Raw genomic sequence first — 15,102 nt, 5'->3', positions numbered from 1 at the left:
GCTATAGGGAAATCATCGAAGGTCTACTTGGATAGGAGATAAAAGATATGTCACTTTTAGGAACATTGGTTAACGGTATCGCAATCATCTCTGGAAGCTTTTTAGGTTTATTTTGGACAGCTATACCAGATCGAATAAAAGACACCATTCTTCAGGCAATGGCACTAGCAGTCACGATTTTAGGAATAGGCATGGGGCTTAAAAGCGAACAATTTCTTATCGTAATCGCCAGCCTGGCTGTTGGAGGAGCGTTAGGCGAGTGGTGGAATCTTGAAGAAAAACTGAACTCAGTTGGGAAATGGCTGGAGACAAAAGTGGGCAAACAGGATAAAGGATCTGTTGCAACAGGGTTTGTTACAGCTACACTCGTTTTCGTTGTTGGAGCAATGTCTATTGTCGGCGCTTTAGACAGTGGATTGAGACAAGAACATGATGTCCTTTACACAAAGGCTTTGATTGACGGATTCTGTGCCATTTTATTTACTTCAGCACTTGGCATAGGTGTGATGTTCTCTGCGATCCCGGTTGTCTTATATCAGGGTGCCATTACGTTATTAGCCACACAAATCGACCGGTTTGTGCCACAAGAGCTCATGGACGCGCTGATTGTTGAAATTACTGGCACAGGTGGAATTATGATCGTCGCAATAGGTCTGAACTTGCTCGGAGTAGCAAAAATCCGGGTAGCTAACCTGCTTCCTGGACTTTTAATCGCAGGGATACTTGTTTTTATTGTAGAAAAATGGGATAGCATTCTAGCTTTTTCACAGGGAATTCTATAAGAAAAGCCGCTGGTATCAATCGATATGAGCGGCTTTGTTTCTTATTGAATTTTATAGATGTCTTGTGAACGAGATTCTGTTTGGTGCATCATGTTTTTTTGCTGAATTTTTTTTCTCAGGCAAGCCATGTGCAGCGAGTCTGCAATTAAATCGGCCATTTTCATTACGATGCTGAGTCTCGTATTCTGCAGAACGAAATATTCCATAAAACCGCTCACGTTTACAATTCCGGTAATATGCATATCTCCGACAGGCGGAAGCTGTTTGTTCACTCCTGCTCCAGGTTTGACAGGACCTTCATTAATGGAAACCATTCCAACATGATTCAACCGTCCCAGACAAGCATCAATTCCAATGATAAATGCTCCTGGATGTTCAGCTTCAATCATTTTAAGTTTTTCTTCGAGATTCACCGCATGAACGGGATCATCCAGGGTTCCATACACATGAAAGGGAAAAGTATCTTTATTGTATAGCTTAGTGCCAACAAGGGGGCCAAGTGCGTCGCCGGTTGATCTGTCTGTACCAATGCATACGATAACGACTGGCTGGCGGCTCGATTCCGGAAGCATAGGTAAAATTTGTTCTGTAATTCTTAGTGTGGCTTCCTTTTCTTCGTGGTGCAATTTATATTGAATGGGTTTACCTAGTCCTAGCTTCCGTTTGAGGAACATGACATCCTCTCCTTTATTATGGTACTACTTAGTATACGGAAGAATTCCTTTTCCTATACATGGTAGAATAGAATAATCAGACTTTTGTTTATGGACTATACCCGTTTAAGCCATGCTCGTAACCGAATAAATTTTTCATACCGCTTTTCTATGAATGACATTGTAATTCTATGTAAAAGCTGATTAAATAATTTCATAATCAATGAGAGGATGGAGACTTCATTGGCAGGTACAGATTTACCTAAAACAGCAGAACAAGCAGTTACTATATTTTCAGATAAAGAATGGTGGGCTGGGATTGGTGCTACCGGACTGAAAATTGTAGCAATCATCGTTATTGCAGTCATCTTTAAATACATCATTAAAGCTGCAGTCGCTAATATTTTTAAGGTCAGATTAAAATCGCCTTTACGGCTTAGTGAAAAAAGAGAAAACACATTGTTTAGGCTCTTAAATAACGTAGCTACTTATGTGATATATTTTATAGCCATCTTAGCGATATTAGGTGAATTTATGGATGTCAGAGGCATACTGGCAGGAGCAGGGGTTTTAGGCCTCGCAATCGGTTTTGGTGCTCAAAACCTCGTAAGAGATATCATTACAGGGTTTTTTATCATTTTTGAAAATCAGTTTTCTGTCGGGGATACGGTACGGATTGCTAGTTTTGAAGGAACGGTAGAAGAAATTGGTCTTCGGACAACAAAAATTAAGAGCTGGACAGGAGAATTGCATATCCTGCCGAATTCGTCTATCACAGAAGTAACAAACTTTTCCGTTCATAACAGCATTGCCGTAGTCGATTTAAGCATTGCGTATGAAGAAGATATCGATAAAGCACAAAGAATCATTGAAGATGTTGTTAAACGAGTAAAACCTGATTATCCTGAAATGGTGAAAGATCCTGAAGTGCTCGGCGTTCAAATGCTCGGGGCTTCTGAAGTGATCATTCGTGTAACGTCTGAAGTACTCCCGATGACTCATTTTAAGATAGCAAGAGAGCTTAGAAAAACATTAAAACTTGAACTAGAAAAAGCGGGTATCGAAATTCCATATCCGAAAATGGTCACGTATCATAAAGAGGCAAATTCGAAAGAAAACAAGAACAAAATGGAGGGCTGACAATGCAGCAAAAAGAATTTTACCTTCATGATGAAGTAGAAATGAAGAAACAGCACCCATGTGGAACGAATCGATGGAAGGTTATTCGCATGGGTGCAGATATCCGGATTAAGTGTATGGGTTGTCAGCACAGTGTAATGCTGCCTAGATCCGAATTTGCGAAGAAAATAAAGAAAGTATTAGCATCACCAGGAGAGTAAAGTATTGGAAAGGGTCCGTCTTCTGGAAGAAAGTACATTTTATGATTGTAAGGTTGATTTGAAAAAATCAGCAGACAATGAACCGGGTATATCATGTCCCGGTTCTTCTTGTTTTTTAAAGTGATAAAACCTATAATTGGGAAGGATATTTTTTTAACTGAAAAGTCTCGGCTTCCCGAGCTTCATATAAAACAGAGGAGTGAAATAACAGTGGCTCTTACAACTGGAATCGTTGGTTTGCCGAACGTTGGTAAATCAACATTGTTTAACGCTATTACTCAGGCAGGTGCGGAATCTGCCAACTATCCATTCTGTACGATCGACCCTAACGTAGGGATCGTAGAAGTACCGGATCACAGACTTCAAAAGTTAACGGAACTTGTGCAGCCTAAAAAAGTTGTTCCGACAACTTTTGAATTTACCGATATTGCAGGTATCGTAAAAGGGGCAAGTAAAGGGGAAGGACTTGGAAACAAATTCTTATCCCATATCCGTCAAACAGATGCAATTTTACAAGTTGTTCGCTGTTTTGATGATGAAAACATCACACACGTTCACGGAAAAGTAAATCCGATCGATGATATTGAAGTTATTAACCTTGAGTTAATCTTTGCTGATTTAGAGTCTATCGATAAGCGCATTGCACGTGTTGAGAAATTGGCAAAATCGAAGGACAAAGAAGCGGTAGCTGAATTTGCTGTTCTTTCAAAAGTTAAAGAAGCACTAATGCAAGAGCTTCCTGCAAGAAGTGTGGACTTAACAGCTGAAGAGAAAAAGATTGTTCATGCGATGCACTTGCTGACAATGAAGCCGATCTTATATGTCGCAAATGTTAGTGAAGATGAGCTTCTTGAAGGAACAAACGAGCACGTTGAAGCGGTAAAAGAATATGCTGCTCGTGAAAATGCGGAAGTTATTGTGATCTGTGCAAAAGTTGAAGAAGAGATCGCTGAGCTTGATGGGGATGAAAAAATGGCATTCCTTGGTGAGCTTGGTATTGAAGAAGCGGGACTTGATAAGCTGATTCGTGCTTCTTATTCACTATTAGGGTTAGCAACTTACTTTACAGCAGGTGTACAGGAAGTACGTGCCTGGACGTTCCGTAAAGGAATGAAAGCTCCTGCATGTGCTGGAATCATCCATACTGACTTTGAAAGAGGATTTATCCGTGCAGAGGTTGTAGCTTATGACGACCTTATGGCTGCAGGCAACATGGCTGCTGCTAAAGAAAAAGGGAAAGTTCGTCTAGAAGGTAAAGAATACGAGATGAAAGATGGAGATGTTGTTCATTTCCGTTTTAATGTTTAATAAAAAAGGCTTTAGAAAGTGTTGATTTCCGCTCCAGGTGCTCCCTTTCCGCGGGGCGTGCGGTGAGCCTTCTTGGCGCTTTGCGCCATTAGAAGTCTCACCTGTCCCGCTGATCCCGCAGGAGTCTCGCACCTTCCGCTCCAATCAACTTATCAACGAAGTTTCTTTAAAAAACAATTCAAAAGCATTTAATCAAAATAAAATAGTGAAAAACGGAGGAAAAGCAGTCGCTTTTTCTCTTTTTTATGCTTTATTTTAAAGTAAGCTTGTTTTATGCAATATGTTTTGATATAATTCTTTATTGTGAGTTAATTGTCAACAAATATTGTTTTTGATGATTTTCTCCTTGCCCGGAATGAATGTTTTGGGCCGCTTAGACCAAAAGGAGGTGAACGGAATGAAAAAGTACGAAATCATGTACATCGTCCGTCCGAATATTGAAGAGGAAGCTCTTAAAGCAACAAAAGAGCGTGCGAAAAGCATCCTAACTGATAACGGTGCGGAAATCGCGAACGAAAAGGAAATGGGTAAGAAGCGTTTAGCTTACGAAATCAATGACTTCCGCGATGGATACTACACACTTTTAGATGTTGTAGCTCCAAACGAAGCGATTAATGAATTTGACCGTCTTATGAAGATCAACGAAGATGTTCTTCGTTTTATGACAATCGTAGACGAAAGAAATTAATCCTTTAAGGAGTGGTTCTGAATGCTAAATCGTGTAGTACTGGTGGGACGTTTAACGAAAGACCCAGAATTAAAGTACACTCCAAACGGTGTGGCAGTAGCTAATTTCACACTTGCTGTAAATCGTCCTTTTTCGAATCAGCAAGGTGAGCGTGAAGCAGATTTTATTAACTGTGTCGTTTGGCGGAAGCCCGCTGAAAACGTGGCAAACTACCTGAAAAAAGGTTCTCTTGCCGGAGTGGATGGACGTGTACAAACACGTTCTTACGATAACCAGCAGGGTCAAAGAGTCTATGTTACTGAAGTAATGGCAGAAAGTGTTCAATTCCTTGAACCTAAAAACGCTAACGCAGGCGGCCAGCAATATCAAGGCGGCAGCAACTTTGGTGGACCATCAAATGACCGCGGATTTGGGCAGCAAAATCAGAACCGCAGCTATGGAAGTGACAACGGATTTGGCGGACAGCAGCAACAGCAGCAGAACCCAAAACGTAATAACTTCAACGATGACCCGTTTGCAAATGATGGCACGCCGATCGACATTTCTGATGACGATCTGCCATTCTAAACAACTAACGTAAACTATGAATCGGTATATATAAAAAATAAAAAATTAAAGGAGGGGACCATCAATGGCTGGACGTCGTGGTGGACGCCAAAAGCGTCGTAAGGTTTGTTTCTTCACTGTAAACAAGATCACTTACATCGACTACAAGGACACTGATCTTTTGAAGCGTTTCATTTCTGAGCGCGGTAAGATTCTTCCTCGTCGTGTAACTGGTACATCTGCTAAATATCAACGTCAATTGACTCGTGCGATCAAACGCTCGCGTTACATGGCTTTGTTACCATATGTATCTGAATAAGATCGAATAAAAGGAGCAGCGGGAATTTCTCGCTGCTTCTTTTTTGCTTTTGAAGGATACCTGCATTGTTTTCGAGAAGAGTTTATGGGAGATTATGTATAAAGGAGCGATTTCTTAATGCAGCAAACGAAAGTAACGCCTTTTCAAATTCCATATCTTCAATTGCCGGTAAAAGATCCTGTTCGATCTGCTGAATTTTACCAAAAAATATTCGGGATGGAATTTTCTTTTCCTTATAATCCTGAAGACGGTGCAGCATATATGATGTATCGTGATAATGTTGCTGTTGGTTTAATCGAATGCGTAGAAATTCCAAGCTTTGATTTTATGAATAAAAAAGGCGAGCGGCAGGCAGTTCTTACGTTTGAAATAAATGATATCCACACATTTTATAAAGAACTTCAAACTCAGGGAATTGAAACGGAAGAAATGACATTTAAGCCTGACGGGGGTTATAACTTTATCGTCAGAGACCCAGATGGGCATGCTTCACACGTATGGGGCGGATGGCCAGAGGAAGTTAAATAATTTTTCCAAAAAAACAGCTAAAAGCTGTTTTTTCTTTTATACATGTGTACAATGTCACTTTCTGTTTACATCTATTAAAGTACGTCTATGCTAGAATTATCGTTAAAGTTGAATTACTGCGGTTATGTTACTACAATTAAAGCATATGAAGAATTTTATGAGGTGAATCATGCGCAATACTAAAGTGTTGGTAGAGGGTGCTGTCGTTTCAGGCATTTACACTCTTCTTTTTTTAATGAGTATGTACATACCGTTTTTTAGCCTGTTTTCTTTATTTATTCTGCCCCTGCCTTTTATTATCTATCTTTACCGGCACAATCTGAAAGCCGGCCTGCTTCTTTGGGCAGTAACGTTTGGTGTATCCCTTGCGTTTGGGGGGATCAACGGTATTATTGTAACCCTCTTTTCTGGATTGACCGGAATTGTGATGGGGGAACTTTATAGAAGAAAAAAATCTGCTTTTGCTGTTCTGCTTGGTGCCAGTTTAGCGAACCTTTTAAACATGCTGGGTACAATTATAATTGCACAAGTAGTGATGGGCATTAATTTTGTTAAAGAGCTAGAGACTCAGTTTCAGAGTGCCATAGGGACTGCAGAAGATTTCTATAGATCGAGCGGACAAGATCCTTCACAAATTGAAAAGTTTAAAGAACAAGCGGAATTGATTCCGATGATGCTGCCTACTTATATTATAGGGGGAGCAGTCATTCTTGCCTTTTTAACACATCTCGCAGCAAGAATGCTGATGAAGAGGCTCAGGTATGATATCCCTTCGTTTCCTCCATTTCGGGAGTGGAACCTGCCGAAATCATTTTTGTGGTATTATATTGTAGCGATTGTTTTAACATTCAGTACGCCTGACAAAGGCACTGCTTTATATATTGTAACGATAAATTTGTATATGATATTATCGTTTGTACTAATTATACAAGGTTTTACAGTCATTTTTTATTATGCCTGGATAAAGAATTGGAAGAGAAAAAGAATCATATTGTTGATTATACTATTATTTTTGCTGAACTCTTTCCTGCCAATTCCTCTGGAAGTCGTGAAATTCTTAGGTATAATTGATTTAGGCTTTATGATAAAAAAACGGTTGAAACCAAAACAGTAGGAGCTGAAAATATGCCAAAGTTTTTGTTAAAACGGTGGCATGGTTATCCCGTCATCGCCTTATTTGTTACTTCTGTTGTACTGGTGAGCATCATCACATATTTTCAATGGATGATCGGAATGGCAGGCTTCGTGCTATTAGGCGGCTTATTTTATTATGCCATGAGAGCCGAAGCAAGTTTTCAGGAGGAACTAGGTGACTATATTTCTACGCTTTCGCATCGCTTAAAGAAAGTGGGCGAAGAAGCGCTGATGGAAATGCCGATCGGGATTATTTTGTATGATGAGGATTTCAAGATTGAGTGGGCGAACCCATACATGGGGGCACTGATTGAAGAAGAATCCTTTATCGGGCATTCTCTAAACCATGTTTCAGAAGAACTTATTCCTTATTTAAAAAGTGATGCTAAGGAAGAAGTTATTAAGATTAATACACATAAATTCCAAGTGAATTTCAAGAAGGAAGACCGGCTCCTGTACTTTTTTGACGTAACCGAGCAGCTTGATCTTGAGCGTTTATATGATGAAGAACAAACGGTTATGGCGATTATCTATCTTGATAATTATGATGAAGTTACACAAGGGTTGGACGATCAATTCCGCTCGACGATCAACTCAAAAGTAACTTCTGTTTTGAATGCGTGGGCGAACGAACATGGCATCTTCCTTAAACGAACGTCATCAGAGCGTTTTTTAGCTGTTTTTAACCAGCGGATTTTATATGAATTAGAAAAGAATAAATTTAGTGTTCTAGATGAAGTCAGAGAATCAACGGCAAAGCAGAATGTTTCTCTTACGTTAAGTATCGGTGTCGCAGCCGGAACATCTTCGCTTCCTGAACTGGGCCAGCTTTCCCAATCCAGTCTTGATCTAGCTCTTGGACGCGGAGGCGACCAGGTTGCAATCAAGCAGACGAACGGAAAGGTGCGTTTCTATGGAGGCAAAACGAATCCTGTAGAAAAACGGACTCGTGTTCGTGCTAGGGTTATTTCCCATGCGCTGAGCGAATTAGTAGCTGACAGCGATAAAGTGATGATCATGGGGCATAAGAACCCGGATATGGATTCTATCGGGTCTGCTATCGGTATTTTAAAAGTGGCTCAAGTCAACGGGAAAGACGGTTATGTTGTACTGGATCAGTCAGATATCGATATTGGTGTTCAGCGCCTGATGGATGAGATCAAAGAAACGGAATCCGTCTGGAAGTTCTTTATCACGCCTGAAGAGGCACTCGAGATTGCTTCACGAGATACGCTCCTTGTTGTAGTCGATACACACAAACCATCGATGGTTATTGAAGAAAAACTGTTAACCAAGCTCGATCATGTCGTTGTTATCGACCATCACCGCCGCGGTGAAGAGTTTATTAAAGACCCTGTACTCGTTTACATGGAGCCTTATGCTTCCTCAACGGCTGAGCTTGTAACAGAGCTTTTAGAATATCAGCCTAAGAGGCTGAAAATGCGCATGCTTGAGGCGACAGCCCTTCTTGCAGGGATTATTGTAGATACGAAGAGTTTTACGCTTAGAACCGGTTCTCGCACGTTTGATGCTGCTTCTTATTTAAGGGCGCACGGAGCCGATACGATTCTCGTACAAAAGTTTTTAAAAGAAGATTTAAATACGTACACAAGACGCTCGAAGCTCATTGAGAGCGCTGAAGTTTATAAAAAAGGTATTGTAATCGCAAAAAGTACACCTGAGGATGCTTATAATCAGGTAGTTATCGCTCAAGCAGCAGATATTTTATTATCGATGAACGGTATTCAGGCGTCCTTTGTTATTTCAAACCGCATTGATGGGAAAGTAAGCATCAGTGCACGCTCACTTGGGGATATCAACGTGCAGATGATCATGGAACGATTAGAAGGCGGAGGGCATCTGACAAATGCCGCTTGCCAGATCGAAAACAGCACGATTGATGAAGCTGAAAGACATTTAAAGCAGATCATTGATGAGTATATTGAAGGGGGAGAAGAGGAATGAAAGTAATTTTTCTTCAAGATGTAAAAGGCAAAGGTAAAAAAGGGGAAGTAAAGAACGTTTCTGAGGGGTACGCACGAAACTTTCTTTTTCCTAAAAACTTAGCTTCAGAAGCAACGGCAGGTGCGATGGCAGCACTTCAAGGGCAGCAGAAGAGTGAAGAGAAAAAGCAGCAGGCACAGCTAGAAGAGGCTGAAGCACTTAAAGCGAAGCTAGCTGAAATGACCATCACCATTAAAACAAAAACAGGTGAAGGCGGCCGAGTATTTGGTTCTGTCACAAGCAAACAGATTGCTGACGGATTAAAAGAACAAGGCATTAAAATCGACAAGCGTAAAATCGAGCTTGCTGACCCGATTAAATCACTAGGCTACACGAATGTACCTATTAAAATTCATTCGCAAGTAACAGGAACAGTTAAAGTACACGTAACGGAAGAATAAAAAAAGCCGGGCTTCCCCGGTTTTTTCGGTGTTTATAAAAAGACTTTCTAAACGTTTATTGCTTAACCTTTTGTTGAGTACGCTACTTCGACTAGTTGATTGGAGCGCAAGGTGCGAGACTCCTGCGGGATCAGCGGGACAGGTGAGACCACGGCAGGCTTAATTAGCCTAGGGGCTCACCGCACGCCCCGCGGAAAGCGAGTATCCTGGAGCGGAAATCAACATCTTCTAATGGCGGCAATGTTTACAAAAACAGCCATAAAAAAAGAGGAGAGGAGGAAAAAAGAATGAGTGATTTATTTGCCGATCGCATACCGCCGCAGAATATTGAAGCGGAACAGGCGGTGCTGGGTGCTATCTTTCTGGAGCCCGAAGCTCTGATTACTGCTTCTGAAATTTTGCTTCCAGAAGATTTCTACCGAGCTACACATCAAAGAATATATCGTGTCATGCTGGACTTAAACGCAAAAGGAGAACCCGTTGACCTCATCACAGTAACTTCTGAGCTTTCCGATAATAATCAGCTGGATGAAGTAGGCGGCTTATCCTTTTTAACAGAACTTGCCGACAGTGCTCCAACTGCGGCAAACATTGAATACTACAGCAAAATTGTAGAAGAGAAGTCCTTGCTGCGTCGTTTGATTCGAACTGCTACTGATATAACAGCGAACAGTTATGCCCGTGAAGAAGAAGTAGAAGCGATCTTGAATGAAGCGGAGAAATCCATATTAGAGGTTGCGAACCGAAAAAATACGAGCGCGTTTACTCAGATTAAAGATGTTTTAGTACATGCTTATGACAACATTGAAGCTCTTCATAACCGTAAAGGGGATATCACTGGGGTTCCGACAGGCTTTAATGATCTGGACAGGATGACTGCTGGTTTCCAGAGAAACGATCTGATTATCGTTGCAGCACGTCCTTCAGTTGGTAAAACCGCCTTTGCCTTGAATATTGCTCAAAATGTTGCTACCAAAACAGAAGAAAACGTTGCGATATTCAGTCTTGAGATGGGTGCTGAGCAGCTTGTCATGCGTATGCTTTGTGCGGAAGGAAATATCGATGCACAGCGTCTGCGTACAGGTGCACTGATTCCGGAGGACTGGCAAAAGCTTACGATGGCGATGGGAAGTCTTTCAGCTGCTGGTATCTATATCGACGATACACCGGGAATCAGAATCAATGACATCCGTGCAAAATGCCGCCGCTTGAAGCAGGAAAAAGGCTTAGGGATGATTCTTATCGATTACTTGCAGCTTATTATGGGAAGCGGGAAATCCGGTGAGAACCGTCAGCAGGAAGTTTCTGAAATCTCCCGTTCACTAAAAGCACTTGCGCGTGAGCTGGAAGTGCCTGTTATTGCCTTGTCTCAGCTATCCCGTGGTGTTGAATCCCGTCAGGATAAGCGCCCGATGATGTCTGATATCCGTGAATCAGGTTCCATCGAGCAGGATGCCGATATCGTAGCCTTCCTGTATCGTGATGACTATTATGATAAAGAATCTGAGAGCAAGAACATCATTGAAATCATTATTGCGAAGCAGCGTAATGGTCCAACTGGAACGGTAGAGCTAGCATTCGTAAAAGAATATAATAAATTCGTTAACCTGGACCGGCGGCACGATGAAAGTGCCATTCCGCCAGGCGCATAAAGAAAGCAGCTGGATTTTTAGTCCAGCTGCTTTTCCAATTCTGTAATCTGCTTTTCGGATAGCCAACTTTCGATGCGGCTTTTCACTTTTTCTTTTTGAAAGGCATGCCATTTTTCCGTTAAACTGAGCTGTTCGATCGTTTCATTAAATCGTTCAAACGGATTATTTTCATTAAGTGCATGCAATAATTCATTATTTTGATTTTGACTTTCAAATTCGACCATCCAGCTAAAGGACTCAACGTTCATCACTTTTGGGATCTCAATAAAACGTTCTGGCTCATCAGCATCTAAAAACTCTAAATTAGGCAATCCTCCTGGTTCTATCGCATCGAGAAGAATTACTTGTTCATTTTTATCTAAATAGTAAATGTGGTCAGCAGCGTTATCCATATAAGCAACCATTAATTTTTCAATAAACAAAGAATCATACCTCCTAGACAAGGTGAATACTAAAGAATACGTTAGAGTTTATCATCTTTTGACTATGGGAATGTGAAAATTTTACGAACAAATATATTAATTATTGATTTAATGTTCGTGTTTTTCGTTGACTTTCGCGAAAGTTATTGCTAAACTAAGCATGGTTTTCAAGATTAGGTGATAATATCGCCGGTCGTTAATTTGATGGAGGTGCAACCATGTCATCAGTAGTAGTAGTGGGAACACAATGGGGAGATGAAGGAAAAGGTAAGATTACCGATTATCTCTCAGAAAAAGCAGAAGTAGTAGCAAGATATCAAGGCGGAAACAACGCTGGTCATACAATTGTATTTGAAGGAAAAAAATATAAGCTTCACCTGATTCCATCTGGAATCTTTTATAAGGATAAAATCTGTGTAATCGGAAACGGTATGGTTGTTGATCCAAAAGCTGTTCTTGAAGAGCTAGCATATCTTCACAGCCATGGGGTAAGTACAGATAATCTTCGTATCTCAAACCGTGCTCATGTTATCCTTCCTTATCATCTTCGACAAGATATTTTAGAAGAAGAAAGCAAGGGTGCTAACAAGATCGGTACTACGAAAAAGGGTATCGGCCCTGCATATATGGATAAAGCAGCGCGTATCGGCATTCGAATCGCGGATTTATTAGACCGTGAAGTATTTGAAGAAAAGCTTGAGCGCAACTTAGCTGAAAAGAACCGCTTGTTTGAGCGTATTTATGAATCAGAAGGCTTTACGAAAGAAGAAATCCTGGACGAGTACTTTGAATACGGCCAGCAAATCGAAAAGTATGTTGTGGATACATCTGTCGTATTGAATGATGCTTTAGATGATGGCCGCCGTGTTCTATTTGAAGGGGCTCAAGGCGTTATGCTTGATATCGACCAAGGAACATATCCTTTCGTAACATCTTCAAATCCGATCGCAGGCGGAGTTACAATCGGTTCTGGTGTAGGTCCATCTAAGATCAATCACGTTGTAGGTGTTTCAAAAGCTTACACAACACGTGTCGGTGATGGCCCGTTCCCTACTGAACTTCATGATGAAATCGGAAATCAAATCCGTGAAGTTGGCCGTGAGTACGGTACGACAACTGGACGTCCACGCCGTGTTGGATGGTTTGACGCTGTTGTAGTACGTCATGCTCGCCGTGTTTCAGGTATTACAGATCTTTCTCTGAACTCAATCGACGTTTTAACAGGTATTGAAACATTGAAAATCTGTGTAGCTTACAAGTACAAAGGTGAATTAACATATGAGTTCCCGGCTAGCCTTAAAGTGCTTGCTGAATGTGAGCCTGTATTTGAAGAAATGCCAGGCTGGACGGAAGACATTACAGGCGTAAAAGACCTTGGAGAACTTCCTGAAAATGCGCGTCATTATGTAGAACGCATCTCACAAGTAACAGGTATTCCGCTATCCATCTTCTCAGTTGGACCTGACCGTGCACAAACAAACATGGTTAGAGGCGTGTTTGCTTAAAAATATACAAAATCGAGGCTCCTTGTTTGCAAGGAGCTTCTTTTTTTGTTTTACAGGGGCTTTATTCTTTGTAGGTGTATATATAGAGAGGATTAATCAAGACAATGACCTTGTGAAGCGGACATAAGAAATTAATCCCACGTTAAACGAGAAAATCCCACGATAATCCAGTTTATTCCCACGTTAAATTAAAAAATCTCACGTTAATTTCAATAAACACGATTTTCGACATTATTTGCCAAATAGACATTTGATAGCAACCCTCCTAGAGCTGTTTGTATATAAAAACAGCAACCTTGAAAGTTTTTATGAAAAATAAAACAAAAACATATTGTCAAACCCTCAATATCGTGATAAAGTAACACTTGTCGTGAAAAAACGACATTGTTATTCTAAGAGCCATTAGCTCAGTCGGTAGAGCATCTGACTTTTAATCAGAGGGTCGAAGGTTCGAGTCCTTCATGGCTCACCACTTTTTTTCAAAAGTGGCCCGTTGGTCAAGCGGTTAAGACACCGCCCTTTCACGGCGGTAACACGGGTTCGAATCCCGTACGGGTCACCATTTTTTATATTAATAATTTTCAGCTTCAAATGGACTCGTGGTGTAGTGGTTAACATGCCTGCCTGTCACGCAGGAGATCGCCGGTTCGACCCCGGTCGGGTCCGCCATTTTTTCTTCAGTAAATTTTTGGCTCGGTAGCTACGAGTGCTACAGCACGATTTAGCTGCGAGTTGTCTCGACGGATACGCCTTAACACTTCGCTTTTAGAGGAAGAGACAGGGTACCAACGGACAGTATAATAACTTGGCTCGATAGCTCAGTCGGTAGAGCAGAGGACTGAAAATCCTCGTGTCGGCGGTTCGATTCCGTCTCGAGCCACCATTTTACTTTTACTTTATATCCTAAATCATGCGGCATGCCTCTAGAGGCATGCTTTTTTTATATACTAAAGCTTGTTTTAAAAGCATACAAATGAAAGCAGGACTTTTTCTTTTACCAACAGGTTTATACGCGTCTTGCTTCGAATATATTGTTATCAAACTGGGATGAGGAAGGCAGATGATCATACAAATGGAATTCCAATGGGTGTTGTATTTAATCGCAAGTTATCTTGTCGGTGGTTTGATGACAGGATTTCTTGTAGCGAAATTGTTAAGAGGCCACGATCTAAGAGTGATGGGCAGCGGCAACATAGGTGCAAGAAATGCTGGACGTGTTCTTGGACCATCTGGTTTTGTACTAACATTAGCCGGTGATATTCTTAAAGCAGCTGCGGTAGTCTGGGCAGGAATTGAATTAGGTTTTCCACCCAATATTCAGTTGCTTGGATTTTTGGCAGTAGTCATAGGACACCTTTATCCAATATTCCTTCGATTTAAAGGAGGAAAAGGAGTAGCTTCGTTTATAGGGGGATTGCTAGTTTTTAATTGGCTGTCTGCCGTACTAGTGGGAGTTGCGTTCCTGCTGTTCTATTCCATTAAAAGGAGTCTTACAGTAGCTGGTCTTTTTGCATTTGCACTTGCTCCATTTTTTTATTGGCTGTTAGAAAAGCAATGGCTAGAAACTCTTATCCTCATTCCAATCAGTCTGCTAGTTGTATATGTACAAAAGGATGATATTAAAGAACGGCTCATGTTAAGGGAATAAAATAGTTAAGAGCAATAGGAGAAAATCACTATTGCTCTTTTTTTTGGAGAAAATTAAATACCCGGTCTTTTTCCTTTTTAAACATCCGGTTTTTTACAGTTGCATTACAAAATCCGTGAAAATCTGACAAATGGAATTTTAGTATGATAGGATACAAAAGGGATTAAGGAGA

Annotated in this window: 16 protein-coding genes and 4 tRNA genes; 18 read left to right on the top strand and 2 right to left on the bottom strand. The window is 40.9% G+C overall.

Going from position 1 to position 15,102, the window contains the following annotated elements:
• Positions 1-47 precede the first annotated feature (47 nt).
• Positions 48-782 carry a DUF554 domain-containing protein gene (locus ABE41_RS20325; RefSeq protein ID WP_066294416.1) on the top strand — a complete coding sequence of 245 codons (735 nt, stop codon included), beginning with the start codon at positions 48-50 and terminating at the stop codon, positions 780-782.
• Between the two features lie 41 nt (positions 783-823).
• Here ABE41_RS20325 and yyaC read toward each other — a convergent pair whose 3' ends face one another.
• Positions 824-1,456, bottom strand: a complete 633-nt coding sequence (gene yyaC, locus ABE41_RS20320) for a spore protease YyaC (protein ID WP_066294414.1) — start codon at positions 1,454-1,456, stop codon at positions 824-826.
• Between the two features lie 210 nt (positions 1,457-1,666).
• Between yyaC and ABE41_RS20315 the strand changes: the two genes are divergently transcribed.
• The 11 genes from ABE41_RS20315 to dnaB all read left to right on the top strand — a co-directional run bounded on the left by ABE41_RS20315 (position 1,667) and on the right by dnaB (position 11,355).
• Positions 1,667-2,575 (top strand): mechanosensitive ion channel family protein, encoded by a 909-nt coding sequence (locus ABE41_RS20315; RefSeq protein ID WP_066294412.1) that lies wholly within the window; start codon positions 1,667-1,669, stop codon positions 2,573-2,575.
• Between the two features lie 2 nt (positions 2,576-2,577).
• The gene (locus tag ABE41_RS20310) at positions 2,578-2,775 is read left to right on the top strand and encodes a DUF951 domain-containing protein (RefSeq protein ID WP_066294410.1); all 198 of its coding nucleotides are present in this window, start codon (positions 2,578-2,580) and stop codon (positions 2,773-2,775) included.
• Between the two features lie 210 nt (positions 2,776-2,985).
• Complete coding sequence (ychF, locus tag ABE41_RS20305; protein ID WP_066294408.1) at positions 2,986-4,083, top strand: redox-regulated ATPase YchF; 1,098 nt, start codon at positions 2,986-2,988, stop codon at positions 4,081-4,083.
• A 397-nt stretch (positions 4,084-4,480) separates the two neighbouring features.
• Positions 4,481-4,771, top strand: coding sequence for a 30S ribosomal protein S6 (gene rpsF, locus ABE41_RS20295; protein WP_066294406.1), 291 nt, complete (start codon positions 4,481-4,483; stop codon positions 4,769-4,771).
• Between the two features lie 21 nt (positions 4,772-4,792).
• Positions 4,793-5,338 (top strand): single-stranded DNA-binding protein, encoded by a 546-nt coding sequence (gene ssb, locus ABE41_RS20290; protein WP_066294403.1) that lies wholly within the window; start codon positions 4,793-4,795, stop codon positions 5,336-5,338.
• 64 nt (positions 5,339-5,402) lie between these two features.
• On the top strand, positions 5,403-5,636 hold the full coding sequence (gene rpsR / locus ABE41_RS20285; RefSeq protein ID WP_066294401.1) for a 30S ribosomal protein S18: 234 nt from the start codon (positions 5,403-5,405) through the stop codon (positions 5,634-5,636).
• 117 nt (positions 5,637-5,753) lie between these two features.
• Positions 5,754-6,164, top strand: coding sequence for a VOC family protein (locus tag ABE41_RS20280; RefSeq protein ID WP_066294399.1), 411 nt, complete (start codon positions 5,754-5,756; stop codon positions 6,162-6,164).
• 169 nt (positions 6,165-6,333) lie between these two features.
• Positions 6,334-7,278 (top strand): YybS family protein, encoded by a 945-nt coding sequence (locus ABE41_RS20275; protein WP_066294396.1) that lies wholly within the window; start codon positions 6,334-6,336, stop codon positions 7,276-7,278.
• Between the two features lie 11 nt (positions 7,279-7,289).
• Complete coding sequence (locus tag ABE41_RS20270; RefSeq protein ID WP_066294394.1) at positions 7,290-9,263, top strand: DHH family phosphoesterase; 1,974 nt, start codon at positions 7,290-7,292, stop codon at positions 9,261-9,263.
• Positions 9,260-9,703: a 50S ribosomal protein L9 gene (gene rplI, locus ABE41_RS20265; protein WP_066294393.1), complete on the top strand. Its 444-nt coding sequence runs from the start codon at positions 9,260-9,262 to the stop codon at positions 9,701-9,703. The genes ABE41_RS20270 and rplI overlap by 4 nt, the downstream gene beginning before the upstream one ends.
• A gap of 287 nt (positions 9,704-9,990) precedes the next feature.
• On the top strand, positions 9,991-11,355 hold the full coding sequence (gene dnaB / locus ABE41_RS20255; RefSeq protein WP_066294385.1) for a replicative DNA helicase: 1,365 nt from the start codon (positions 9,991-9,993) through the stop codon (positions 11,353-11,355).
• Between the two features lie 17 nt (positions 11,356-11,372).
• On the opposite strand, the gene ABE41_RS20250 is transcribed toward dnaB, so the two are convergent.
• Positions 11,373-11,777, bottom strand: coding sequence for a UPF0158 family protein (locus ABE41_RS20250; RefSeq protein ID WP_066294379.1), 405 nt, complete (start codon positions 11,775-11,777; stop codon positions 11,373-11,375).
• A 218-nt stretch (positions 11,778-11,995) separates the two neighbouring features.
• Here ABE41_RS20250 and ABE41_RS20245 point away from each other — a divergent pair, with 218 nt between their 5' ends.
• The 6 genes from ABE41_RS20245 to ABE41_RS20220 all read left to right on the top strand — a co-directional run bounded on the left by ABE41_RS20245 (position 11,996) and on the right by ABE41_RS20220 (position 14,930).
• Positions 11,996-13,282 (top strand): adenylosuccinate synthase, encoded by a 1,287-nt coding sequence (locus ABE41_RS20245; RefSeq protein ID WP_066244244.1) that lies wholly within the window; start codon positions 11,996-11,998, stop codon positions 13,280-13,282.
• A gap of 396 nt (positions 13,283-13,678) precedes the next feature.
• A tRNA-Lys gene (locus tag ABE41_RS20240) sits at positions 13,679-13,754 on the top strand.
• A 15-nt stretch (positions 13,755-13,769) separates the two neighbouring features.
• Positions 13,770-13,844 (top strand) — tRNA-Glu (locus ABE41_RS20235).
• Positions 13,845-13,875: 31 nt separating this feature from the next.
• Positions 13,876-13,951: transfer RNA gene (locus tag ABE41_RS20230), tRNA-Asp, on the top strand.
• 138 nt (positions 13,952-14,089) lie between these two features.
• Positions 14,090-14,165 (top strand) — tRNA-Phe (locus ABE41_RS20225).
• Between the two features lie 177 nt (positions 14,166-14,342).
• A complete protein-coding gene (locus ABE41_RS20220) occupies positions 14,343-14,930 on the top strand; it encodes a glycerol-3-phosphate acyltransferase (RefSeq protein WP_066294375.1) in 588 nt (195 codons plus the stop codon).
• Positions 14,931-15,102 lie beyond the last annotated feature (172 nt).

Origin of the sequence: Fictibacillus arsenicus (genome assembly GCF_001642935.1) — a bacterium.
In the GTDB taxonomy this organism is placed as follows: domain Bacteria; phylum Bacillota; class Bacilli; order Bacillales; family Fictibacillaceae; genus Fictibacillus; species Fictibacillus arsenicus_B.
This window is presented reverse-complemented; position numbering and strand designations above follow the sequence as displayed.